Source organism: Nocardia pneumoniae NBRC 100136 (genome assembly GCF_000308755.1).
GTDB lineage: Bacteria > Actinomycetota > Actinomycetes > Mycobacteriales > Mycobacteriaceae > Nocardia > Nocardia pneumoniae.
Genome location: NZ_BAGF01000016.1, coordinates 1 through 23,611, shown reverse-complemented (window position 1 = coordinate 23,611; position 23,611 = coordinate 1). Strand labels below are relative to the sequence as shown.

Here is a 23,611-nt window from a genome sequence, read left to right as displayed (position 1 = left end):
CCGTAAGGTACGGATCATGGTGCCCACCGAGATGTCCGACTTGGTGCAATCGGTCGTGGAGTCCTATCTGCTCGACGGAGCGCGCCGGTACAACCGCACCGAAGTCGCCGAGCGGTCCGGGACGACGACGGCGCTCACCCGGCGGCTGTGGATGGCGCTCGGCTTCCCGTCGAGCATGGGCGACGACGAGGTCGATTACGCCGACGCCGACATCGCGGCGGTCCGCAACTTCCAACAGCTGAATGTCTTGTCCTCCGCGGACAAACGGCAGCAGGCCGCCACCGCGCGCACGCTCGGTCAGGGCATGGCGCGGCTGGCGGAATGGCAGATCGACCTGGTGCTCGCGGAGATCGAAGAGCGCGTCGCCGCTGCGGACCCCGGCGCCGACCCGGCCGAGACGGTGCGCACCGCCACCGAGGGCGCGATCGCCACGCTGGAGCAGTTGAACATCTATGCGTGGCGGCGGCATCTGGCCGCGGCGCTGTCCCGATCGCTGGACCCGGAGACGACCGCGGGCGAATCGGTGCGCGAACTGGCCGTCGGTTTCGCCGACATGGTCGGCTACACCCGGCTGACCAGGCACCTGCACCCCGACGAGCTGTCCATGCTCTTGGAGGCGTTCGAGTCCACCACCACGGCCGCCATCACCGAGAACGGCGGCTGGGTGATCAAGAACGTCGGCGACGAAGTCATGTTCGCCACCGAGAGCGCCGCCGATGCCGCCAATATCGCCTTGGCCATCCAGGAGTCGACCATGATGGTCGGCGGCACCCCGGACCTGCGCGTGGCCGTGGCGTACGGCCCGGTGCTGCAACGCTTCGGCGATCTGTACGGCTCGGTGGTGAACATCGCGTCCCGGCTCACCGGCGTCGCGCGGCCAGGCACCATACTCATCGACGACCGGGCCGCCACCGCGCTGGACGGCGACCCGCAATTCAGCATCAAACACTTGCGCAGCGTGCGCGTGCGCGGCTTCAACCGACTGCGTCCACACTTGCTGCGCCGCAACGGCAGAAACGACAAGTAAGCGGCCGCCTCGCCTCCACTCGGCCCGGCGTGAGCTACGGACGGACTCCACCCGCCTACACCCCTCCTGCGGCTCCCTACCTCCACTCAGCCCAGCACCGGCCATAGACAGACTCCGCCCGCCTGCCCTTCAGCGGCTGCCCCCAGCCCAGCACGATCCCCGGACGGACCGCGACCGGCTGCGCCCCTATGCTCGTCCGGTGGAAACGGACTGGTCACAGCTGCGCGCGCGTTCCCTGGTCGAGGAGGACGACGCCATTCTGGCGTTGCACAAACCGGCCGGGATTTCGGTGACCGGGGAACGGCACGACACCGACATCGTCGAACTCGCCGCCGCCGCGGGTGAGACGTTGTATCCGGTGCACCGGATCGACAAGGTGACCTCCGGCCTGATCCTGTTCGCGAAGGAACTCGGCGCGCACGGCGAGCTGACCAGGCAGTTCAACAAGCAGACCGCCGACAAGGCGTACCTCGCGGTGGTCGCGGCGACCGGACTGCCCGACACCGGTGTGATCGACCTGCCGCTCAGCGTGGGTCGCAAGAACCGGGTGCGGATCGCCGCGCCCCGGGAACGCATCCAGCACGCGGCGGGCCGGTGGTTCGTCGACGACGCCGATCTGCTTCCCGCGAAGCACTATCCGTCGCTCACCCACTTCGCGACGGTGTTGCGCGCCCCGGCGCACACCGTGCTCGCCCTGCGCCCGATCACCGGCCGACGCCATCAGATCCGGGTTCACCTGGCCTGGACCGGACACCCGATCGTCGGCGACCCCCTGTTCGACCGGTCCGGCACGCACGAGCGAACCTACCTGCACTCCTGGCGTCTCGGCCTCTCGGCCTCCTGGCGGACGCCACCGGAACTCACGCTGACCGCCGACCCCGACGCCGAATTCTGGCGACCGATGGGCCTAGCCGCCGACCAGGCCGTCCTCGAACGCACAGCCGAACTGCTCCGCACGATCCAGTAGTCCCCCGCTGCCGAGTTCCACGCATACGTCTCGTTTCCTCAGCACCCCCTCCGACGAGTGGAAACGCTATGCGAAGAGCTCGGTCGGGCCAGTCGAGCGTTCCTATGCGAGCACCGCGCGCCCGTAGTGGAGGTGGCATCGCCGAACTGCGGCGCAAATCTCCCGGCGGGGTGAAAGTCCCGAACTGCCCGTGGATGCGGCGCACTGCCGTTTTCGAACCAGCAGCGATCAGGCGGCGTCCGGCCAGTTCGGTGAGCGGCCGAGGACGAGCAGCATTCGATCCAGTTTCGGAGTTCCTTCCGCGACGACCAGTCCCGGTGCGAAGGCGGCGCCGGGCGCCGAGCGTTCCGGGCCGTCGGGGACCGCGAGGGCGACTCGCAGCGCCTCCTCGGCCAAGTCGGCGTCGAGAGTGATGGTGTCGCCGATCGATCGCGCGACATCCCAGGCGTGGACGACGCTGTCCACCAAGTGGAATCCGATCGCGCGTGCCGCGGGAAAACCGTAGCCGGGCAGGATTTCCGCGAGCTCGAGCGTGCGCTCGAAGAGGTCCTCGGCAGCGAACGCGGCGAGCACGTCGTCGGCCGAGGCGCGATAGTCCGCGACCGGATCGGCGGAAGGGCGGACGGTCCAGAGCGCGGGATCATCGCCGCCGCGCGCGGCGGCGGCGAAGCCGTGGTTCTGCGCGATCATGTGCTCCAGCAGATCCTGGAGCCGCCAAGCCGCACAGGGCGTTTCGTTGCCGAGCTGATCACGTCGCACACGGGCGACGGCGGCCACGCTCAGGTCGACGGCGCGGGCGTGCCGACCGCGGAGTTCCTCTGGGTTAATTGTATGCATGAGCATATCGTAAGCGCCTGCGTACGATATGCCAAGCAGTATCGTCGACCCATGCCGAACGCCCGTCCCGATCTCGCCGCGATGATCGTGCCGCTCGGGCGGGCGCTCATGGCCGCGGAGTTGCCCGTCCTGGACCGATACGAGTTGTCGATGTGGGGGTATGCCGTCCTGCTCGGCCTCGGCGCCGAGCCCGTCTACACCCAGGCGGCGCTGGCCAAAGCGATCGGCGCGGACAAGACCCGCATCATCGGCGTGCTCGACGAGTTGCAGCGGCGCGGTCTCATCGCCCGCGAACCGGATCCGGCGGACCGGCGGGTGAACCTGGTATCGCTCACCGAGGCGGGCCGGGCGCTGCGGGATCGCGCCCAGCGCGATATCCAGGCCCGAGAAGACCGATTGCTCGAGCGGCTGCCCACCGCGGACCGGCGCGTGTTCCTGCGCGCCCTGCGCATTCTGTCCGACGCGGTAGCCGAGCAGTCTCGAGACGGAAGCGAAGCGAAGCCCCCATTGTGACTGCGACCACAAATCAACGAGCACGACAAAGCGGGTGGCGAGCGTCATGACGACGGGTAATACGCAGGTCAACTAGCCTGAGGAAGTGCCGAGGCCGCGACCCGGGCACACTCTGACGCAACGCAGCGAACCCCTAGCGAAAGCGAATGCCGATGATCCTGGTGGCTCAGGTCAGCGACACACATTTCGATCTCGGCACCCGCAATGCCGAACGTGTGCAGCGGGTGCTGGCATTCCTCGCCGGCCTGCGCCGCAGGCCCGATGCCATTCTGGTGACCGGCGACATCACCGATTCCGGTAAACCCGAGCAGTACGCCGAGGCCAAGCTCGCGTTCGACACCGAGATCCCGCTGTACGCCATCCCGGGCAACCACGACGACCGCGCCGGATTCCGCACCGCGCTGCTCGGCGAGCACACCTCCGCCGCCCCGATCAACCGGGTCCATCGGATCGGTGATCTCACCATCGCCCTGCTGGATTCGAGCATCCCCGGCGAGGCGGGTGGACGACTCTCCGAGGAGACCTACGGCTGGTTGCGCGACGTACTCGCGGCGGCGCCCGCGGGCAAGCCGATCCTGCTCGCGCTGCACCACCCGCCCGCGCGTCTGCACAGCCCGATCGTGGACGAGATCGCACTCGCCGACCCGCAGCGGCTCGCCGACCTGGTCGCCGCCGACGAGCGGATCGTCGCGGTGCTCACCGGGCACGCGCACTCCGCGGCGACCACCACGTTCGCGGGGCGCCCGCTGCTGGTGGCGCCGAGCACGGCGTCGGTGCTGGCCGGTGAATGGGAACTGGACCTGCCCGACCACGTCATGGACTACGCGCCCGACCCGGCGGTCTCGCTGCACGTCATCGATGACGATTACCGCCTGACCACGCATTTCCGTACGGTTCCGATGGGCGGCCGGATCGGCGTGCAGCCGGGCTGAGCGCGGTTTACCCGGCGCGTGCCGGGGCAATCGGGAGACACAACGGACGTCTACCCGGAGGCACCGCCATGGTCGACCTACCAGCCGCAATGGTGAAAGGCGCGTTCGCGACCGGAGCGCGTATCCGGCATGCTCGGGTGTTCCATCCCAACGGTCTGCACCTGTCCGGCCGATTGCACGCGGAGACTGAGTTCGAGCCGCTCTTCGGAGCCGGTGAGCGAGCGGTGATCGCGCGGTTGTCCAAGGGGGCGGGAATGCCGGGCGGCCTGCCCGATGTGCTCGGATTCGCGTTCCGGGTGCTCGATCGCGACGACGAACCGTGGGATTTCACCTTGGCCACCACCGGAGGCGGATTGCTCGGCCGACTGGTGTTCACCCCGGCCCGCGGCTGGGCCAGCGCCCGCTACGGTTCCTTGCAGCCCTACCGGATCGGCAATTCCGCGCCAACCTGGTTCTTCGCCGAGCCCGACGGCGAGCAGCCCGCGTCGGCATCGCTCGAGGCAATGGACTCCTTTCTGGACGAGCGCATGGTGAGTTTCACCCTCACCGCGAGCCGTCTTGGCGGGCCACGACTGCGACTGGCCCACATCACGCTGCGGCATGCCGAATCGGCCGAGTACCGGACGGACTATTTCGATCCGATGCTCAATCACCCATCGGAAGTAGAACTGTTCCCCAAAGCGATCGGCAAGATCCGCGAGCTGGCCTATACCGGCAGCCGGAGCGGGCGCGGCGAAGGGGGCTAACGTCGGGCGGCGCGTTCGCGGCGATAGGCCGCGGGGGTGTTACCGGTCCACCGCTTGAACGCGAAGATGAATGTCGAGGCTTCGGCGTAGCCGAGACGGATCGCGACATCGCTCACCGATAGCGGTGTGGCCGTGAGCATTTCCTCGGCCAAGGCGCGGCGGACTTCGTCCAGCAGAGCGCGATAACTGGTGCCGGCGGCGTCGAGGTGGCGGCGCAGCGTGCGCGTGCTCATGTTCAAATCGCTTGCCACCGCGTCGATGCCGGGCGGCGCGGCGAATCCGTCCACGCCACCGCGCGGCACCAAGCGCTCCCGAACCTCGGCCGCGATGCCCGTGCGGGCCCTGCGCCGGTGCACCAGCTCACGGCACTGCGCCAGGCACATCGCCCAGGTGTGCTCGTTGGCCTGGGGCAGCGGCCGTTCCAGCAGGACGGGTTCGATGGCGAACAGGTTGTCCGGCATGCCGAATCGCGGCGGCACCGCCGTGACCTCCTCGATCCGGTCCGCGTAACTCGGTGCGGGAAACCGGAATTCGGCCCTGGTCAGCGGCAGCCGCGTGCCGAGCAGGTCGCTCATCACCTGGTGCATCGCGGTGACGTCGCGTTCGACGAGGAACTGGCGCACGTCCGCGGGCACCGACTCGTCGTGCACCACGGCGACGAACTCGTCCTCGCGAAACTGGGCCTCCGGTAGGCAGAAGGTGAAGCTGAGGTCCAGGTAGCGCAGCGCGAAGTCGATCGCCTCCCCGAGCGTCGGGCTGCTGACGCAGGCGAACCCGAAAATGCCGAACGTCGTGATCCGATAGCGGCGGCCCACCTCGACGCCAAGGGCGGGCCGGTCGGCGAGCGCACGGGCCAGATTGCGGATCACCGCCAATTCGGTATGCGCGTCGATCTGCGCGTCCGGGTCCCGCAGCTGCTGCTCGGTCAGCCCGGTGCCGTGCAGCATGCGCGCGGTGGGCACGCCGTGCTCGACCGCGTAGCCGACCATCAGCGCCACGCTGGCCACGCCGCGCGGGAAGTTCCAATCGCGGATCTCCGGATCCTGCACGCGCTCCACGCGGACAGTATGGCCGAATTTCTCGATACGACGGACCGCGGGCTCCTACAGTGGAGTCATCTACGGTCGCAATGAGGAGTGTGGTGCCCCGTGACAGCGCGCAATGGGCCGGCGATCCTCATCATCGGCGCAGGCTTCGGCGGCATCGGGATGGCGATCGAATTGCGCCGCCACGGTTTCCACGACATCACCATCCTCGAGCGCGCGGCCGACCTCGGCGGGGTGTGGCGGGAGAACACCTACCCCGGCGCCGCCTGCGACGTGCCGTCCCCGTTGTACTCGTACTCGTTCGAACCGAAGCCGGACTGGCCGCAGCGGTACTCGGGGCGCGCGGCCATCCACGGCTACCTGCGCGGCGTCGCCGAACGGCACGGCGTGCTCGACGCGATCCAGTTCGACACCACCGTGACCGACGCGGAATTCGACGACGCCACCGGCCACTGGACCGTCCGCACCGCCGATGAGGACACCCGGACCGCGGACGTGCTGATCTCGGCGGTCGGCCAGCTGTCCCGCCCGGCCATGCCGGCCATCCCGGGCCTGGACAGCTTCAGCGGCCCGTCGTTCCACTCGGCCGAGTGGGACCACGACGTCGAGCTCACCGGCAAACGCGTCGCCTGCGTCGGCACCGGGGCCAGCGCCGTCCAGTACATCCCGGAAATTCAGCCGAAGGTCGCCCACCTGACGCTGTTCCAGCGCACCCCTGCCTGGGTGATCCCGAAATTCGACACCGACTACTCCCCGATCCAGCACAACCTGTTCGCCCGGGTGCCCGGTGCGCTGCTGGTCGAACGGTTCGGCTGGTGGTCGATCGCCGAATTCTTCTCCCTCGGGCTGGTCGAGCTTCCCGCGATCACGCGGTTCATGGCCCGCATCGCCGCCTGGCACCTGGCCAGACAGGTCGAGGACCCGGACCTGCGGGACAAACTCACCCCCGACTACCCGATCGGTTGCAAACGCGTCCTGTTCTCCAACGACTACTACCCTGCGCTGACCCAGCCGAACGTGCGGGTGGAGACCACGCCGATCACGGAGATCATCCCGGAGGGCCTGCGCACCGCCGACGGGGCGGTGCACGAGGTGGACGTGATCATCTACGGCACCGGTTTCAAGGGCACCGAATTCCTCTGGCCGATGACTATCCGCGGTCGCGCGGGCCGCACGCTCTCGGAAGCCTGGGCCGAGGGCGCGCACGCGTACTACGGCATCGCCGTGCCGGATTTCCCGAATCTGTTCCTGGTCTACGGGCCGAACACCAATCTCGGCGTCGGCTCCATCATCTACATGCTCGAGTCGCAGGCCCGCTACATCCGTCAGGCCGTCCAGTTGCTCACCGACCACCCCGGCCACTGCCTGGACGTGCGCGCGGATCTGGAGCAGGACTACAACACCGTCCTCCAGCGACGGCTGGCCCGCACGCCGTGGAACTTCTGCGCCAGCTGGTACCGCGACGCCGCGGGCCGCATCACCAACAACTGGCCCGGCTCGCAGACCAGCTACCGCCGCCGCACCCGTCACCTCGATCCCGCGCACTACACCCTCACGCCGGTCTCCTGATCCACCGGACACTGCTGAACAGCGCGAATTCACCGAAACCCGGCGCGGGTCGCCGGGCTGGCAGACTTGTGCTGTGAGTGGACTGGCCCATGCGGGCGAACCGGCTGAGCGGGGACCGCTGCGCCCGATCGAGTTGGCCACCGGCGCCGTGCTCGGCGGGGCCACCGTCGGGTTGGTCACCATCGGATCGGTGATTCCGTTCGCGGCCGCTCTGCAGCTGGTCGCCGCCGTGCCGATGGGGCTGATCGCGCACCGCTACCGGTTGCGCGCGCTGGTCACCGCGACCATCGCCGCCACGCTGGTCACCTTCGTCGCGGCCGGTGTGGTGCCCGCGACCGCGGTGGTCGCCTCGGCGACGATGGGCGGCATCATCGGCATCGTGAAGCGGCGCGGCGGCGGTGTCGTCGGGGTGCTCGGCCTCGCCCTGCTGACCGGCCTGGTCTGGGCGGCCTTCGCGGTCGGATCACTGCTGCTGCTCTCGGCGGCGCGCGAGCTGCTGTTCGACAACATCCGCAACACCACACGCGGCATCCAGGAACTGGCGGCGCGCCAAGCGCAGCTGGAACCGCTCGGGCAGGCCGCGGCCGACCTGGCCGACTCCGCGCTGCGCTGGTGGTGGGCGTGGGTCGGCGGCAGCGTCGCCCTCGGCATGGTCGCCACCGGGCTGTTCTCCTGGTACGTGCTCGGCTCGGTGCTCGACCGGCTCGCCTGGCTGCCCGGACGAGACCGGCTCGACGCGCCGCACGACGACCGGCCCATCGCACCGCTACCGGTCACCCTGCGCGCCGCGGGTTTCCGCTATCCGGGTGCCGCGCGCGACGCCCTGCGCGAGATCGACCTGACCGTCGGCGTCGGCGAGTTCGTCGCCGTGGTGGGGCACAACGGATCGGGCAAGTCGACGTTGACGCGGCTGCTCGCCGGACTGCCGCCCACCTCGGGATCGGTGCGGCGTCCCGGGTCGGCCGGGCTCGGGCGCCTGGGCGGAACGGCGCTGGTGATGCAGCGGCCGGAGAGCCAGACCTTGGGCGTGCTCGTCGCCGACGACGTGGTGTGGGGTTTGCCGCCCGAACTCGCCGCCGACGTGGATGTGGACGGATTGCTCGGCGAAGTCGGGCTCGCCGGGATGGGCGGCAAGGAGACCGCCACGCTGTCCGGCGGACAACAGCAGCGCTTGGCCGTCGCCGCGGCGCTGGCCCGCCGCCCCGCGCTGCTGATCGCCGACGAGGCGACCTCGATGATCGATCCGGACGGGCGCCGTGAACTCGTGGAACTGCTCGCGGCACTGCCGAAGCGGCACTCGATGGCCGTGGTGCTGGTGACCCATCACGAAGCCGACGCCGCCGCGGCCGACCGGGTCGTCCACTTGGCCGCGGGCCGGTCCGTCGCGCACCTGCCCGCCTGGCCGCGCCCGGTGCGCGACGCGCGGCGCAGACCGATCGGCGAGCCGATCCTCGAGCTGCGCGACGTCCGGCACACCTACAACCGCGCGACGCCGTGGGAAGCGGCCGCCCTGCACGGCGTCGACCTGTCGGTCCGGCGCGGCGAAGCGCTGCTGGTGGTCGGCGGGAACGGATCGGGCAAATCGACTCTGGCCTGGATCATGGCCGGGCTGATCGAGCCGAGTTCCGGCCGTTGTGAACTGCACGGGAAGCCGATCAGCAAGCAGATCGGGCGGGTGGCGCTGGCCTTCCAGCACTCTCGCCTGCAGTTGCAGAAACAGACCGTCGGCGCGGAGATCGCGGACTGGGGCGGGCGGGCGACCGGCTCGGGCGCGGTCGGGCGAGCGCTGGACGCCGTGGGGCTGGATCGGGCGCTGGCCGCCCGCTCCATCGAGGAACTCAGCGGCGGCCAGGCCAAGCGGGTGGTGCTCGCGGCGATCGTGGCCAGCCATCCGCAGGTGGTCGTGCTCGACGAGCCGCTCGCCGGGCTCGATCCGGAGGGCCGCGCCGACATCGTGGAACTGCTTGCGCGGCTGCGTGATTCGGGGCTGACGCTGATCGTCATCTCGCACGACGTGGCCGACATGGCGGCGGTGTGCGACCGCACGGTGCAACTGCGGTCGGGACGCGTTCTGGCGGCCGAGTCGGTGCGCGAAGCCATGTCCAGCAGCGCCGCCGCACCCGCCGATTCCCGGTCCGCGGCGCTGCGCCCGCCCAGCGACGCGGCGTGGCGGCTCGAGCACGGAGGTTCCCGATGAGCGCCACCGCCGCCCCTGCGGTCCTGCCCGAGCCGAGCGCCAGGGAGGCGCGAGCATGAGTGCTGTCCTTTTGCGCCAGGTTCCCCTCGACAGTCCGGTGCACCGGCTGTGGGCGGGTACCAAGATGATCGGGGTCTTCCTGATCAGTCTGTTGCCGATGTTCCTGCCGTCCTGGCCGGTGCTCGGGGTGATGATCGTCTTCCTGGTCTGCGTCGGCCTGGTCGCGCGGTTGCCGCTCGGCACACTGCCCCGGCTGCCGTGGTGGTTCTGGGTGCTGCTCGCGGCAGGCGCCCTGATCAACGTGCCGGTCGGCAGCGCGGCTGTGCTGCGGTACGCGCAGATCGTCGCGTTCGGCTTGGTTCTGCTCTTCGCCTCGTTCCTCATCGCGTGGACCACGCCGATGAGCGAGATCGCGCCCGCCCTGGCCACATTGGGCGCGCCGTTGCGCACACTCCGGATCCCCGTGGACGAATGGGCCGTCGTCGTCGCACTGACCCTCCGCGGTCTTCCCCTGCTCATCGAGGAGATCCGGGTGCTGCGGGCGGCTCGCCGCCTCCGTCCCAAGGACAGCCTGCTGTATCGCGCCGCCGACAACCCCCTCATCGATATCCTCACCGCGGCGATGGCGGTCTCCACCCGCCGCGCCGGTGAACTGGGCGAGGCGATCACCGCGCGCGGCGGAACCGGGGAACTCACCGCACATCCCGGCTCTCCCGGCCGTCGCGACGTCTTCGCTCTGGCCGTGGTCGTCGCGACCTGCCTCGGCGCGGTCGCCCTGCACCTGCTGGTCTGAGCCGGGGCCCGGGCGCTGGAAAGCGCCGGGTATGCGTCAGTCGGAAAGCCAGGTATCTGAATGTTTGCTGACTCCTGGCGAAATCCGTGGGGCCGGTCGTCGCCGAACCGACAGGGGCAGGTCGATTACCGGCGGCCCGCAGTGACTCCGCGATGCCAGGGTGGTGCTGACCGGTTCCACGGAGCGCATCAATCATCGAATAGCTAAGAGCTATAAGTAGATCGGGGACCGAAAAGGAGGGAAGAATACCCTCTCAATTCGTGATCTAAACCCTTCCGTCGCAGTACAGTTATCACTCGGAAGTAACTGTCTTCTGAATCACATCACGGATGTACACGCCAGTGGGGGAAGGAATTTCAGCGCGTGCCGCGTTCTCTTTGCTACAAACCTGATGAAGATTGGAAACCAGGGAAATGATTCTCCGGAAAGTCACCGCCGCGGTTGTACCACTCGTCGCGGCGCTAACGGTCGGCGCGGGCGCCACGCACGCGGAACCGGCCACGGCGCCGGTCCCGAATATCGGGTACGAGGCGCAACTGGTCGGGAACCGGATCGTCACGACGCTCACCGCGGGCACGTTCGACGTGCGCGACGACGCCGTCGCCATCAAGGACCAGGCCGGAAACGTCGCGCTCACACTGCCGCTCGCGTTCCGCCAGGACGGGCTCGAGTACCCCTTGCCGCACGCCGTACGTGACGCGGGCCGAGTACTCGAGTTGACCGTCGTCAAGGACGCGGCGCAGGCGCGCCCGACCGCAACGCCGGTCGCCTCGCCGTACGAGAACCAGCAGGCGATGGACGCGTTCCTTTCCCAGTTCGGCATCGCCACCGCGGTCGGCGGCTTCATCGGCACGATCATCGGCGCGCTGGTCGGACTCACCGGAGTCATCGGCGGTCCCACCGTGATCGCGAGCGTCATCGCGGGCGCGGGCGTCGGCGCCATCATCGGCACCATCGTCGCCGGTGGACCGACCCTCATCGTCGCCGGAATCGACCTGCTCAGCACGCTCAATGCCGCGCCGGGCACCACCAAGTGGGCGGACACCACCGGCCGTCCGCGGAACTGACTCGCTCACCCGGAGACAGTGCCCCGAGCCCGGGGACGACGCGCACCGAATCACCCACCGATTCGGTGCGCTTTCGTCTATGCCGGGGACCGTATCCTCTATCGCGATTGACACCCCGGAGCGACCGGCACTCCCGCGAACCGGTCCGCGAGAAAGTTCATCGCCCCCGGCGCCTCGCCGATCGCCGCCGGATTGTGGGTGGGCAGCATCGAGTGCACCGAGGTGATGCTCGCGCCCTGGGCGCAGTAACGACCGATCAGCTCGGTGAAGCCCGCCACGGGAATCACGTCGTCGGTGATGCTGTGGTAGAGGTACGTCGGCACGGCCGGCGCGCTGCCGCCGAGTTCCTGGGCGTCGGTCGCGGCACGGAAGGCCGGATGCGACAGCACGTCCGGAACCGTGGTGAAGTCGTCCACACGCGCTCCGACGTACTTGGGCACGAGATCGGACCCGCAGGCCGCGCTGTTCTCGATCAGCGCCGCCTGCCCACGATCGTTGAGCAAATCCAGCACGCCCGTCGCGGGATCGTTGCGGGCGATGGCGAACAGGATGAGCAAGGCCAGCCCGGCCTGCACGGAGCCGTCCGCGCGGCGGGCGATGGCGGGCCAATCCGCAGGAACGCCGCCCGAGGTGATCCCGGCGAACCGGACGTCCGGCGCGTACTCCGGCTGCAGCTGCGCGGCCCACAGCGTGGCGAAGGCCCCGCCCGAATATCCCCAGGCGCCAATAGGAGTGTCGGGTCCGAGCCCGGCTGCCGGGAAGTCGCGGGCGGCCCGGATGCCGTCCAGCACACCACGCCCGGAGTTGACCCCGTCCAGGAACCGGGACTGCGGCCCCTCGTAATCGCTGACCACGAGGGCCCACCCGCGCCGAAGCGCCTCCGCCATGAACGGCGTATCGATCAGCGTGTTGACCGCGCCGGTATCCCAGCCTCCGCGCAGCGCGTAGGACGGCGCGCACCGGGTGCCGAGACTGTCCTCGGGGACCTGATACGACAGCAACGGCCGCGCTCCTGGGCCGAACCACGGCAACGTCGGCACCATCACGGTCGCCACATAGGCCGCGGGACGGCCACTGGAGTCGGTGGTCCGATACTTCACCTGCCATGCCGAAATCGGCAGGGCCAGACCGAACAAGGCGATCGGACGAGCGTCGATGACAGCACCGTTCCAGAACGAACCTAGGTCTGCGGGGGCCGCGTAGAACGGGTCGTAGTCCGGGGGCGGCAGCTGCGCGGACGCCGCCGGGGCGCAGACCGAACCGAGGACCAGAACGACCAGGACGGATAGAAGGGCGCGCAGAACGGCCGCGCACGTAGGCCGATGCCGCGTCTGCTCGGTGACAGGCGCCGCGTGAATATCCTTCATCAGGGCCTCCCCACTCCAGCGAGGCCAAAGTGCGCGGGTGCCGTCGGCGCCGACGCACTCCCGCCTCTGGTCATCAACGCTACTGCCGTATCACCCGCCCGGCAACGGTCGATCGCAGGTCACGCCCATCGCCGCGGTTGTCCGCCGGGACTGGTTACAGTGATCTGAAAATGCCCCTAGCGCAACACAATAGCCGTCAGATACCGCCCCGCCCGCGGCGTGGGCGCGACGAACAGGAGTAGCCGAGCATGCGACATGGCAACGGACTGGACATCCCCGAAGGACTCGCCGACGTGTGCGCCCCGGACCGGATGGCGGTGCTCGTCTACGACATGCAGGTCGGGGTGCTCAGCCAGCTGCCGGACGGCCAGGAGATCGTCGAGCGGGTGGTGCGGGTGGTCGACGCGGCGCGCTCCGGTGGCTACCCGGTGGTCTTCCTGCGCCATTTCTTCCTGCCCGAGCGACTCAGCGGCGCCTTCGCGCTGCGCATGGCGATGAACTGGCAGCAGGTGGATTCGCCGGACAAGCTGCGGTTCATCCTGCAGCGCGACACCCCTGCCTTCGAACTGGTTCCCGAACTGCGGCCGCGCGCCGACGAGGTGGTGTTCGACAAGACCTCGATGTCGGCGTTCGAGGGCACCCCGCTCGCCTCGATGCTGCGCGACCTGCGCATCGGCGTCTACGCGATCGCGGGCGTCGCGCTGGAGATCGGCATCGCCCCCACGGTGACCCACTCCACCGATCTCGGTTTCGTCCCCGTGGTGATCAGCGATGCCTGCGGCGGCAGGGACGAATCGGCCATGGCGCGCGCCTACGACGATTTCGAGTTCCAAGGCCACGCCTTGGTGACCGACACCGCGACCATCACCCCACTGCTCGCGGGCGCCAACTGACCGCACACCGGGACATGGCCCTGCCACGCGGCCATGTCCCGGTCGGCGTCACTGCCGACCCAGCGCCTTCCCCGGTGCGTCGCCGACCCACGCCGGATGCCACAACCGGCCTGCCTCGGTCCAATTCATGAACCGCACTCGGCCGCCGAGTTTCGGCGTCACCCACACCGCCTCCTTGCGCTCCTCGGCGGTGAGTTCGTTGTCGAACGGGGAGGTCTTTCGTTCCAGCTTCCGCAGCCGGGCAGCCAGCTCTCGCATGTCCGGCTCGCTGAAACCGGTGCCGACCCGCCCCACGTAGTACAACCCGCCGTCGTGCGGAATGCCGACCAGCAGCGACTTGAAGTTCCGCGCTCCACTGCGCCGCCAGCCGCCGATCAACACCTGCTGGGTACGCCAATTGCGCTGCTTCACCCAGGAATGCCCGCGCTTGCCCGGCAGATACACCGAATCCTTGCGTTTGGCGATCACGCCCTCCAGGCCGTGCTCCTGGCTGTAGCGCACCGCTTGCGCGCCCGGCCCGTCCAGTCGCGGCGGCACCACCATCGAGGGGGCGTTCGCGGCCAGCGCCTCCAGCACCCGGCGGCGATCGGCATATCGCTTGCGCACCAGGGACGTGCCGTCCAGATACAGCACGTCGAAGGCGACGAACACCGCTCGCGCCGCACCGGCCTGCAGCAGACCGAGATTGGCGACGCCGTGGTCGTCGAAGACCACCGCCTCACCGTCCAACACCGCGCTGTGCCCGGAGAGCTCGCGGGCCAGCTCCGCGATCCCGGGATAGCGAGCGGTCACCACGTTCCCCGCCCGGCTGCGCAAGGTGATCGCACCGGACTCGATCTCGGCGATCAGCCGGAAACCGTCCCATTTCGTCTCGAAAGACCATTCGTCGGCGTCGAGTTCGGCGACGTCTCCGGGTGTCGCCAGCATCGGCGACAGCCCACGCGGAAGCGGCGAAGGCGCGCTCGACGGCCGGATGATCCGGCCGGAGGCCTGCCTGTCTCCCGGCTCCTCCTTCGCCTCGGAGCCGTTCTGAGCACGCATCAGGTGCATCAGCCACTGGTTGCCGTTGGTCTGGATCAGCGCGTACCGACCGGTGAGCCGCGCGCCGTGGAACTGGACGATGACCTCGTCATCACGCCATTTCTCGGTGTCGTAGGTGCCGGAATCCCAAATCGTCATCTCACCGGCGCCGTACTCGCCCTTCGGGATGGCGCCGTGGAAATCGAGATACTCCAGCGGATGATCCTCGGTGTGCACCGCGAGCCGGTTCTGATCCGGCGAGGTAGGCGGGCCCTTCGGCACCGCCCAGGACGCCAGCACCCCGTCGCGCTCCAGCCGCACGTCCCAGTGCAGGCGGCGCGCATGGTGCTCGTGCACCACATAACGGTTGTTCGCGCCCGGCGCGGGAGGCTCGGCCGGAACCGGCTCGGGCGTCCGGGACGGGTCCCGCATCGACCGGTACTTCGTCAGCGCGTCCGAACCCGTCCGTGCCGAGTCATCCTGCGCGAGCGGTGGATCCAGCTCCGCGAGCAGATCGCCATCCGCTCGATACCTGGCCAGCACCTCGTCGAATCGCAAGTGCCGCAGCTTCTTCCGGTTCTCGATCTCCTTCCAGGTACGTGGGGCGGCGGCGTTCGGCTGCTGACGCCCGCGCATCGAGTAGGGCGCGATCGTGGTCTTGGCCGGGTTGTTCTGGCTCCAATCCAGGAAGACCTTCCCGCCCCGAGCCGATTTCGCCATTGTCGCGGTGACCAGATCCGGATGCAGCCGTTGCAGATTCGTCGCCACCTGCTTGGCCACGGTGGACGCGCCATCCGGGCTGAGTTCCCGATCCAAAGGCACGTAGAGGTGAATGCCCTTGCTGCCGCTGGTGACCGGGAAGGCATGCAACCCGATCCCCTCCACCATGTCGCGCAGCATGAGCGCCACCTCGGCACATTCGGCGAGCCCGGCTCCTTCGCCCGGGTCGAGGTCGAAGACCAGCCTGGTCGCCGAACCCATCTGATCGTCGTCGAAACGCCATTGCGGCACATGGACTTCCAGCGATGCCTGCTGACCGACCCAGGCCAGACCGGCTTCGGAATCGATCAGCGGGTAGACGACCTTGCGGCCGGAATGGCGCATCGTGCGACGCTCGATCCAGGACGGCGCGTGCGAGGCGAGATTCTTCTCGAAGAAAGAGGGCTCGTCCACCCCGTTGGGCCAGCGCTTCCGGGTGACCGCTCGTCCCGCGATGTGCGGCAGCATCGCGGGGGCGATCGCCGAATAGTAGGCGATGACTTCGCCTTTGGTGGTGCCGGTGGCCGGGTACAGCACCTTGTCGAGGTTGCTCAGCTCAACCTCGATACCACCGAACTCTCGGCGGGCCACCATATTCGCAAGTCTAGCGGCGGAGACCCGCGACGGTCTCCGCCGCGGGCTCAGGCGTGCGGCCCGGACTGATCCGGCGGGACCACCTTCTTGGCGGCCTCCTTGCCCTTGGCGATCTTGTCCGTGTACTTGCCGTGGGTCTTCTGGTCGATGAAGTCACCGGCCTTGTCGATCCCCTGGTTGATCTTGTCGGCGTTCTTGGCCGCCGCGTCCTTCCCCTTGTCGACCAGGCCTTTGAGCGTGTCCGCGAAACTCATCGCCGTCCATCCTTCCTGTCGCCAACTAGCCGGAGTCGTTCAACCAACATTCTCCCACCAGGAATCCCCTGGTGCCGCGTTCATCGGGTCCACACGCTGACCCGGCATCGGCACCGCGACGGCCGTACCCGCCGACCGGGCGGCCGCCACCATCCGCCGGACCGGCTCGGACCAGCCATGGAAGGCGAGATTGAACGTCGCCCAGTGGATGGGCACGAACAGGCCGTGGCCGGGATCGCCGACGCACAGATCGGCGTGCGCCCGGACCGCCTCCTCGGGGTTCATGTGCACGTCCGGCCAGCGCACGTCGTAGGCGCCGATGGGCAGCAGCGTCAAGTCGAACGGACCGAGCGCCGCGCCCGCCGCGGCGAACGCCTTCGTGTATCCGGTATCGCCACCGAAGTAGACCCGCCGCGTCGGACTGGCGATCGACCACGACGCCCAGAGTGTGGTGTTGCGCAGCAGGCCGCGCCCGGAGAAATGCCGCGCCTCGGTACAGGTGAGGGTCAGATCCGCGCCGCCCCGTTCCCGGCCCAGCTCGGCGAGCGATACCGAAGCGCCCCAATCCAATTCGACGATCCGCGACTCCGGGACGCCCCAGTGCCGCAGGTGCGCGCCGATGCCGATCGGCACGATGAACGGCGCGCTCTGCAGTGCCACCAGTTCCCGGACGGTCTCCTTGTCCAGGTGGTCGTAGTGGTCGTGCGAAATGATCACCGCGTCGACCGGGGGCAGCTCGGACAGCGGCTGCGGCACCGGATGCATGCGCGCGGGCCCGACCAGCGCCGAGGGCGAAACCCGTTCGCTCCAGACCGGATCGGTGAGAATCCGGTATCCGTCGACCTCGATGAGCGTGGTGGCGTGGCCGTACCAGGTGACGGCGAGAGCGGCCGCCTCACTCGGCGGCCGTGGCGTGCGCAGCGGAATGGCTCCCTGCGGCCTGCCCGCGTTGCGCTGGGTCAGTGCCGAGATCAACAGCGACGGAGCCGAGCCGGCGACCACCTGACTGCTGGGTTCGGTGTTGTGGAACTGGCGATTTCGGTAGCTGGTCGCCCCCGCCGCGTAGGGCTGGATCGCCGAGATCGAAGCGCCCATCGCCGACGGGATGTCCCACACCGCCCGGACCACCCACGTGATGCCGAGCGCGCCCGCGGCGGCGCCCGCGATACGTCGAATGCCCATCATCGCCCCACGAACCTCGCGGCGCGCTTTTCCTGCCTGGCCAAACGTCCCTCCTTGGCATCCTCACTCGTCCATGCCGCCTCCAGCGCCGCGCGCTGCTGCGCGTTGTCCGGATCACGCGTCCCATCGTCGTTGAGCACCAGCTTCATGTGACGCAGCGACAGCGGCGCCAAGGCCGCGATGTGCTTCGCCCAGGCCTGCGCGTCGGCGAGACCGCCGATCCGGTTGGCGAACCCGAAGGTGTAGGCGTCCTCGGCCGGGATCTGCTCCGCCCCGAGCAGCACGGTCCTGGCCGGACCGCCGCCGATCAGCGCGGCCAGCCTGCGCACGGTCCACCGGTCCACCGTGATGCCCAGCTTCGCGGCCGGGATCGCCAGATACGCCTCCGGCGACATCACCCGCAAATCCGAGGCGAGCGCCAGCTGCACGCCAGCACCGATCGCGGCGCCGTTGATCGCCGAAATCACCGGGATCGGCGCCGATTCGATGGCGTGCAACATCTCCAGCAGCCCGGACAGGAAATCACCGGAATACACCCCGGACAGATCGGCCCCGGCACAGAACACCGGACCACGTCCGGTCAGCACGATGACCCGCGCCTGGTCGGCGACGGCGGCGAGGACGGCCTCGCGCAGCGATGTCACGAGTTCGTAATCGAGCGCGTTGCGGCGCTCCTCCCGCTGAAGTTCGATGGTGACCACGTCACCATCGCGGCTGACGCCGAGCATGCGACCTCCCCAGCTGAACGGTCCGTCTGGTCTCTTCACTCTGCCACAGGCGGGGAAGCCTGAAGACCCGGAGAGGCGGGGAGGTCAGTTGATCAGACCCACGGTGAACGTATCCGGGTCGGGGCCGATGCGCGCGCCGCTGTCCAGCGCGGTGATCGCGTTCATCTGCTGCGGGGTGAGCTCGAAGTCGAAGACGTCGAAGTTCTCCGCGATCCGCGACGGCGTGACCGACTTCGGGATGACGATATTGCCCAGCTGCAGGTGCCAGCGGATGATCACCTGCGCCGGAGTGCGACCGACCTCGGCGGCCACCGCGGTGACGGTGCTGTCGTCGAGCACGGTGCCCTGACCGAGCGGGCTCCAGGCCTCGGTGGCGATCGCGTTCGCGGCATGGAACTCACGCAGTTCCCGCTGCGCCAACCGGGGGTGCAGCTCGATCTGGTTCACCACCGGGATCTCGCCGGTTTCGGCGATGAGCCGTTGCAGATTCTCGACCGTGAAGTTCGAGACGCCGATCGACTTCACCCGCCCCTGCGACTTCAGCGCCTGGAAGGCGCGGAACGTATCGATGAACCGGCCCGCGGCGGCCACCGGCCAGTGGATGAGGTAGAGGTCGAGGTAGTCCAAACCGAGCCGGGCCAGGCTGGCGTCGAAGGCGCGCAGCGTGGCGTCGTAGCCCTGCTCGGAGTTCCACAGCTTGGTCGTCACGTAGATCTCGTCCCGGGGCAGTCCGTATTCCCGGATCGCACGACCGGTGCCCTCTTCGTTCCCGTAGATCGCCGCCGTGTCGATGCTGCGATAACCCACCTCGAGCGCGGTGGTGACCGCCGGGAAGGCATCGTCGGCGGGCACTTGGAACACGCCGAAACCGAGCTGCGGGATCACGTTCCCGTCGTTCAGCACGATCGAGGGAACGGTGCTGGTCTCGCTTCTGAAGGTCACATTCCGACGGTAGAAGTGCGGCGCCGAACCGTCAATCACGCGCTCGGGTGTGTTGGCCTGCAATTTGCTGGGGAGCCTGGCTGTCGAGGGCTTCGCGAAGATCAGCTCGTGTCGCCGGGCAGTCCGAGTCTCCGGTAGCGCACCTGTCGTGCCGCTAGCACCTCCGGTTCCGGCCGGGCACGCAGGTTCGCGAGTTCGTTCGCGATCGCGGCGACCATTCGGCGGGCGAAGTCCACCGGCTCGTCCGCGGCGTCGGGAAGCTCGGGCACGATGCGGTCGACCACACCGTCGGCGAGCAGGTCGGCGGCGCTGATTCGTTGGGCCGCAGCGAGTTCCGGAGCGTGATCGGTGTCGCGGAACACGATGGCGCTGGCCCCTTCCGGCGGCAGCGGAGCCAGCCAGGCGTGCGTCGCGGCCAGTACCCGGTCGGCGGGCAGCAGCGCCAGCGCGCCTCCGCCGGTGCCCTGACCGAGCAGCACCGAGACGGTCGGGGTATCCAGGGTCACCAGATCCGCTATGCAGCGTGCGATTTCCGGGGCCAGACCCCGTTCCTCGGCTTCCTTCGAGAGAGCCGCGCCCACGGTGTCGATGACCAGCACCAGCGGCAGCCGCAACTCCTGAGCAAGCGCCATACTGCGCCGCGCCTCACGCAGTGCGGCCGGACCCATGGTGTTCTCGCCTTGCTGGCCGCTTCGGTCGTGTCCGAACACCACGCATGGCTGCCCACGGAAGCGTCCCAGCGCGAGCACCGCGGTTCGATCCGATTCACCCTGGCCGGTGCCGCTGAGCGGAACCCGTTGCGTCACATGACGCAACAGGTCGCGAATGCCCGGCCGCTGCGGGCGGCGCGAGATCACGACCGACTGCCACACCGGATTGTCCCGGGGTGGATTCGTCGAATCATCACGCCGGACCTGTTGCACCGCAGCGGAATCGCGAGCCGACGCTGCCGTTGGCGGCAATCCGGCAGCATCTCCCACCGCGGTGGGATCGGGCAGTTGGACGCCACTGAACACGCTCAGCGCGCGGTGGGCGATGCGACGGAAAACGGGTATCGGCAGCACGCCGTCGATGACGCCGCGACGGTACAAGTTCTCCGCGGTCTGCACGCCCTCCGGAAACGGTTTGCCGTACAGGGCCTGATAGACCCGCGGGCCGAGAAACCCGATCAGCGCACCAGGCTCGGCGAACGTGATGTGCCCCAGCGAGCCCCACGAGGCGAAGACGCCGCCCATCGTGGGATCGCGGAGGTAGACCAGATAGGGGTGACCAGCCGATTTATGGGCCGCGACCGCACCGGCGATCTTCACCATCTGCACGAACGCGACGGTGCCCTCTTGCATCCTGGTGCCGCCGGAGGTCGGTGAAGCGATCAGCGGCAGCCCGAGTTCGGTGGCGCGCTCGACAGCAGCGACGATCCGCTCCGCCGCGGCGACGCCGATCGAACCGGCCAGAAACGCGAACTCGCAGGCGATCACGGCCACGCGACGACCGCGCAGCAGCCCTTCCCCGGTGAGCACGGATTCATCGGTACCCGCCGCCACCGCCGCCGTCCGCAAGGCTTCGCGATACCGGGCGGTCGCGGCCACCGTCACCGGCGGCCGGTCCCAGCTGACGAACGAGTCCGTATCGAGCAGTTGCCCCAGGAACTCCCGCGCCGAAGTACGCACCGGGCGAGCCTATCCGGCCCTACCCGGTGCGCCGGCGTGCCGCGCGAGCACTCAGTAGCCCTGCATCACCTTGCGCAGGGCGTACTCGGTGAGCGCGACCAGCGCCTGCTTGGCGGGTTCCCGCCGCCGGGCGTCGATGGACAGGATCGGCACATCGGCGGGCACGGCCAGCGCCTGTCGAATGTCCTCGATCGGGTATCGCGGTGCGTCGTCGAACTCGTTGAGCGCCACCAGGAAGGGTAGGTTGCGCGCTTCGAAATAGTCGACAGCCGCGAAGCTGTCCTCCAGCCTGCGAGTGTCGACCAGCACCACCGCGCCGATGGCGCCGCGGATCAGGTCGTCCCACATGAACCAGAATCGGTACTGGCCGGGCGTGCCGAACAGGTACAGCACCAGATCGTCGGCGAGGCTGATTCGACCGAAGTCCATCGCCACGGTGGTGGTGGACTTCATCGGAATGCCGGTCAGGTTGTCGATCCCGGCACTGGCATTGGTCACCAATGCCTCGGTGCGCAGCGGAACGATCTCCGAGACGGCACCGACCAACGTGGTCTTCCCGACGCCGAAGCCACCCGCGACCACGATCTTCGCCGATGTCGGCTTGCTGGTGCGGGTGTCGACCTGTGCCGTCGAATCAAATACGCCGGAGTCCACTGAGAACCCTTTCGATCAGCTCGCGACGTTCATCGTCGCTGGAATCGTCTTTCAATGTCGCCGAAACGCGCACGTGTCCGGCCTCGATCAGGTCGGCTACGAGCACGCGGGCTACCCCAATGGGGATACCCAGTCTGGCTGCTACCTCGGCAACGGACGGCGATTCTCTGCACAACTCCACGATTGACGTCTCGATGTTGGTCAGTTCGAACTGCCGCTCGAGGGCGACCGGATGCGATGCGACGAGGGCTTCCAACGCCAACTCGACCGCAGGCCTGGTCCGGCCCGCGGTCAGCGAGTACGGGCGTACGAGGCTCGGCTCGGCGCTTCCCACGCGGTGATCTTCTATGTCCATCCCACCATCAGGAACCCATCGTGACGCGTGGCGTGGCCTGAACAGTCTGGCCAACCCGCTCGACCAACAGAGCCATCTCGTAACCGACCTGACCGATATCACACGAGGTGTTGGTCAGCACCGCGAGATAGGAACCGTCGCCGACAGCCATGAGTAGCAGGTAGCCGTGCTCCATCTCGACGACGGACTGCAGCACGGTGCCGCCCTCGAACAGGTTCGAGACGCCGACTGACAGGCTGGCCAGACCGGCCGTCACGGCCGAGAGCTGTTCGGCGCGATCGACAGGCAGCTGGGCACTCGCGGCCATGAGTAGGCCGTCAGCCGAGACCAGGACGGCATGGGCTACGCCAGGAACCTCGTTGGCAAAGTTCGAAACCAGCCAATCCAGCTGACGGTTCGTACCACCTAGATCGGGGTTCATCGGTCTCCTTTATCTCCGGTTAGGTTCATTGCTCTCATTGCGCGGCCATCCCGGACGCCCTGCTGGTGACGACTCAAGCTGGACCTGATCGTTTCTGGATCGCGACGCGGCGCCCGATCGGCCGCACCGCTGACACCACCCGGGACAAGCCTTCCGCCCGGATTGCGTTGCGGCAACCCCGCGGCCGTCCTCTTTTCGGCCTGCGCCTCGCTCGCACGGCGAGCTGCCTGCCATCCTTCGTCGCCCGGAGACTCGAAGGAGGCGGCCACCTGCGACCGATCCGCGTTGGGGTCCGAGAGCCACGCCGACATCATTTCAGCGAAGATCGGCGTCGATCCCATCGCCGACTCCGACTCGGCCGCTGGCTGCAGCCTGGTCTGGAAGAACGAGGCCGTCTTCGCCGGGTTGGACCGGTAGCTGTGCTTACCGGGATCACGGCCGGACGTGGTGGACTGCTGCTCATCGCTCGCGGCGTGCTGGCCACCGCCACCCCGTTGCGGCAGAGCGACTCCCGGTGGCACGGGCTGACGCTGCGGCGCTTGGGCGCCCGGCTGCCGCTGCGGCAGGCCGGTCAACCCGCTCTCCCGCTGCGGCGGGCTCGTCGGCGCCGACGGACGCTGCGGCAGACCGCCCAGCGGCGATTCACGCTGCGGCAGACCACCCAGCGCCGACTCACGCTGGTGCAGACCACCGGACGACTCACGCTGGTGCAGACCACCGGACGCCGATTCACGCTGGGGCAGACCGCTGGCGGCCGAATCCCGTCGCGGCAGGCCGTTGACCGAGGGCAGCGCACCGGAGCTCGGCTCCCGCTGTGGCAGCCCGTTGCCGGATTCGCGTTGCGGCAGACTGTGCGCGGCGGCATCGCGCTGCGGCAAACCGCCGGGCGTCGCGTCGCGCTGCGGTAGGTTCGGCGCGGGCTGCCGGGGCGGTAGGCCGGTGGCGCCCGGGTCACGCTGGGGCAAACCGCCCAGCGCCGACTCACGCTGCGGCGCACCGTTCGACCCCGGCTGGCGCTGCGGCAAGCCGGTGGCGCCCGGCTCGCGCGGCGGCAGACTCGTGGCGCCCGGCTCGCGCT

The 23,611-nt window shown here is 68.7% G+C and carries 23 protein-coding genes; 11 read left to right on the top strand and 12 right to left on the bottom strand.

Annotated elements, in window-relative coordinates; genetic code table 11:
• Window positions 1-16 precede the first annotated feature (16 nt).
• Both ON34_RS03515 and ON34_RS03510 read left to right on the top strand, forming a co-directional pair.
• Window positions 17-1,027 (top strand): adenylate/guanylate cyclase domain-containing protein, encoded by a 1,011-nt coding sequence (locus ON34_RS03515; RefSeq protein ID WP_040774158.1) that lies wholly within the window; start codon window positions 17-19, stop codon window positions 1,025-1,027.
• 199 nt (window positions 1,028-1,226) lie between these two features.
• On the top strand, window positions 1,227-1,994 hold the full coding sequence (locus ON34_RS03510) for an RluA family pseudouridine synthase (RefSeq protein WP_040774155.1): 768 nt from the start codon (window positions 1,227-1,229) through the stop codon (window positions 1,992-1,994).
• Window positions 1,995-2,222: 228 nt separating this feature from the next.
• On the opposite strand, the gene ON34_RS03505 is transcribed toward ON34_RS03510, so the two are convergent.
• Window positions 2,223-2,831, bottom strand: coding sequence for a TIGR03086 family metal-binding protein (locus ON34_RS03505; RefSeq protein WP_040774378.1), 609 nt, complete (start codon window positions 2,829-2,831; stop codon window positions 2,223-2,225).
• A gap of 51 nt (window positions 2,832-2,882) precedes the next feature.
• Here ON34_RS03505 and ON34_RS03500 point away from each other — a divergent pair, with 51 nt between their 5' ends.
• From ON34_RS03500 to ON34_RS03490, 3 genes are all read left to right on the top strand, one after another.
• Complete coding sequence (locus ON34_RS03500; protein WP_040774152.1) at window positions 2,883-3,344, top strand: MarR family winged helix-turn-helix transcriptional regulator; 462 nt, start codon at window positions 2,883-2,885, stop codon at window positions 3,342-3,344.
• A gap of 146 nt (window positions 3,345-3,490) precedes the next feature.
• Window positions 3,491-4,276, top strand: a complete 786-nt coding sequence (locus tag ON34_RS03495) for a metallophosphoesterase (protein WP_245547868.1) — start codon at window positions 3,491-3,493, stop codon at window positions 4,274-4,276.
• A 68-nt stretch (window positions 4,277-4,344) separates the two neighbouring features.
• The gene (locus tag ON34_RS03490; protein WP_040774149.1) at window positions 4,345-5,022 is read left to right on the top strand and encodes a hypothetical protein; all 678 of its coding nucleotides are present in this window, start codon (window positions 4,345-4,347) and stop codon (window positions 5,020-5,022) included.
• Here the strand turns inward: ON34_RS03490 and ON34_RS03485 are convergent.
• Complete coding sequence (locus ON34_RS03485; protein WP_040774146.1) at window positions 5,019-6,080, bottom strand: AraC family transcriptional regulator; 1,062 nt, start codon at window positions 6,078-6,080, stop codon at window positions 5,019-5,021. The genes ON34_RS03490 and ON34_RS03485 overlap by 4 nt on opposite strands.
• Window positions 6,081-6,170: 90 nt before the next feature.
• Between ON34_RS03485 and ON34_RS03480 the strand changes: the two genes are divergently transcribed.
• The 4 genes from ON34_RS03480 to ON34_RS03465 all read left to right on the top strand — a co-directional run bounded on the left by ON34_RS03480 (window position 6,171) and on the right by ON34_RS03465 (window position 11,694).
• Window positions 6,171-7,637 (top strand): flavin-containing monooxygenase, encoded by a 1,467-nt coding sequence (locus ON34_RS03480; RefSeq protein ID WP_040774143.1) that lies wholly within the window; start codon window positions 6,171-6,173, stop codon window positions 7,635-7,637.
• 73 nt (window positions 7,638-7,710) lie between these two features.
• Entirely contained in the window at window positions 7,711-9,834 is a 2,124-nt protein-coding gene (locus tag ON34_RS03475; RefSeq protein ID WP_063821630.1) for an ABC transporter ATP-binding protein, read from the top strand.
• 55 nt (window positions 9,835-9,889) lie between these two features.
• Complete coding sequence (locus ON34_RS03470; protein WP_040774140.1) at window positions 9,890-10,627, top strand: energy-coupling factor transporter transmembrane component T family protein; 738 nt, start codon at window positions 9,890-9,892, stop codon at window positions 10,625-10,627.
• 413 nt (window positions 10,628-11,040) lie between these two features.
• The gene (locus ON34_RS03465) at window positions 11,041-11,694 is read left to right on the top strand and encodes a DUF8020 domain-containing protein (protein ID WP_040774138.1); all 654 of its coding nucleotides are present in this window, start codon (window positions 11,041-11,043) and stop codon (window positions 11,692-11,694) included.
• A gap of 98 nt (window positions 11,695-11,792) precedes the next feature.
• Here ON34_RS03465 and ON34_RS03460 read toward each other — a convergent pair whose 3' ends face one another.
• Window positions 11,793-13,061 carry a lipase family protein gene (locus ON34_RS03460; protein ID WP_051022111.1) on the bottom strand — a complete coding sequence of 423 codons (1,269 nt, stop codon included), beginning with the start codon at window positions 13,059-13,061 and terminating at the stop codon, window positions 11,793-11,795.
• A 248-nt stretch (window positions 13,062-13,309) separates the two neighbouring features.
• Here ON34_RS03460 and ON34_RS03455 point away from each other — a divergent pair, with 248 nt between their 5' ends.
• A complete protein-coding gene (locus tag ON34_RS03455; RefSeq protein ID WP_040774137.1) occupies window positions 13,310-13,954 on the top strand; it encodes a cysteine hydrolase family protein in 645 nt (214 codons plus the stop codon).
• A 48-nt stretch (window positions 13,955-14,002) separates the two neighbouring features.
• Here the strand turns inward: ON34_RS03455 and ON34_RS03450 are convergent, their stop codons facing one another.
• From ON34_RS03450 to ON34_RS03410, 9 genes are all read right to left on the bottom strand, one after another.
• The gene (locus ON34_RS03450) at window positions 14,003-16,327 is read right to left on the bottom strand and encodes an ATP-dependent DNA ligase (protein ID WP_040774134.1); all 2,325 of its coding nucleotides are present in this window, start codon (window positions 16,325-16,327) and stop codon (window positions 14,003-14,005) included.
• A gap of 47 nt (window positions 16,328-16,374) precedes the next feature.
• Entirely contained in the window at window positions 16,375-16,581 is a 207-nt protein-coding gene (locus tag ON34_RS03445) for an antitoxin (RefSeq protein ID WP_040774130.1), read from the bottom strand.
• Between the two features lie 39 nt (window positions 16,582-16,620).
• Window positions 16,621-17,763 carry an MBL fold metallo-hydrolase gene (locus ON34_RS03440; RefSeq protein WP_040774128.1) on the bottom strand — a complete coding sequence of 381 codons (1,143 nt, stop codon included), beginning with the start codon at window positions 17,761-17,763 and terminating at the stop codon, window positions 16,621-16,623.
• Entirely contained in the window at window positions 17,763-18,491 is a 729-nt protein-coding gene (locus ON34_RS03435; protein WP_040774126.1) for an enoyl-CoA hydratase, read from the bottom strand. The genes ON34_RS03440 and ON34_RS03435 overlap by 1 nt, the downstream gene beginning before the upstream one ends.
• Before the next feature lie 84 nt (window positions 18,492-18,575).
• Complete coding sequence (locus ON34_RS03430) at window positions 18,576-19,433, bottom strand: aldo/keto reductase (protein ID WP_040774366.1); 858 nt, start codon at window positions 19,431-19,433, stop codon at window positions 18,576-18,578.
• A 101-nt stretch (window positions 19,434-19,534) separates the two neighbouring features.
• Complete coding sequence (locus ON34_RS03425; protein WP_040774124.1) at window positions 19,535-21,103, bottom strand: acetyl-coenzyme A carboxylase carboxyl transferase subunits beta/alpha; 1,569 nt, start codon at window positions 21,101-21,103, stop codon at window positions 19,535-19,537.
• A gap of 51 nt (window positions 21,104-21,154) precedes the next feature.
• On the bottom strand, window positions 21,155-21,757 hold the full coding sequence (locus ON34_RS03420; protein WP_174371998.1) for a GTP-binding protein: 603 nt from the start codon (window positions 21,755-21,757) through the stop codon (window positions 21,155-21,157).
• Window positions 21,738-22,112 carry a DUF742 domain-containing protein gene (locus tag ON34_RS03415; protein ID WP_014981573.1) on the bottom strand — a complete coding sequence of 125 codons (375 nt, stop codon included), beginning with the start codon at window positions 22,110-22,112 and terminating at the stop codon, window positions 21,738-21,740. Before ON34_RS03415 ends, ON34_RS03420 begins: the two co-directional genes overlap by 20 nt.
• 7 nt (window positions 22,113-22,119) lie before the next feature.
• Window positions 22,120-22,533 (bottom strand): roadblock/LC7 domain-containing protein, encoded by a 414-nt coding sequence (locus tag ON34_RS03410; RefSeq protein ID WP_011207200.1) that lies wholly within the window; start codon window positions 22,531-22,533, stop codon window positions 22,120-22,122.
• A 419-nt stretch (window positions 22,534-22,952) separates the two neighbouring features.
• On the opposite strand from ON34_RS03410, the gene ON34_RS35750 reads away from it, so the two are divergent.
• Window positions 22,953-23,441, top strand: a complete 489-nt coding sequence (locus ON34_RS35750; protein ID WP_040774120.1) for a hypothetical protein — start codon at window positions 22,953-22,955, stop codon at window positions 23,439-23,441.
• The last annotated feature ends 170 nt before the right edge of the window (window positions 23,442-23,611 follow it).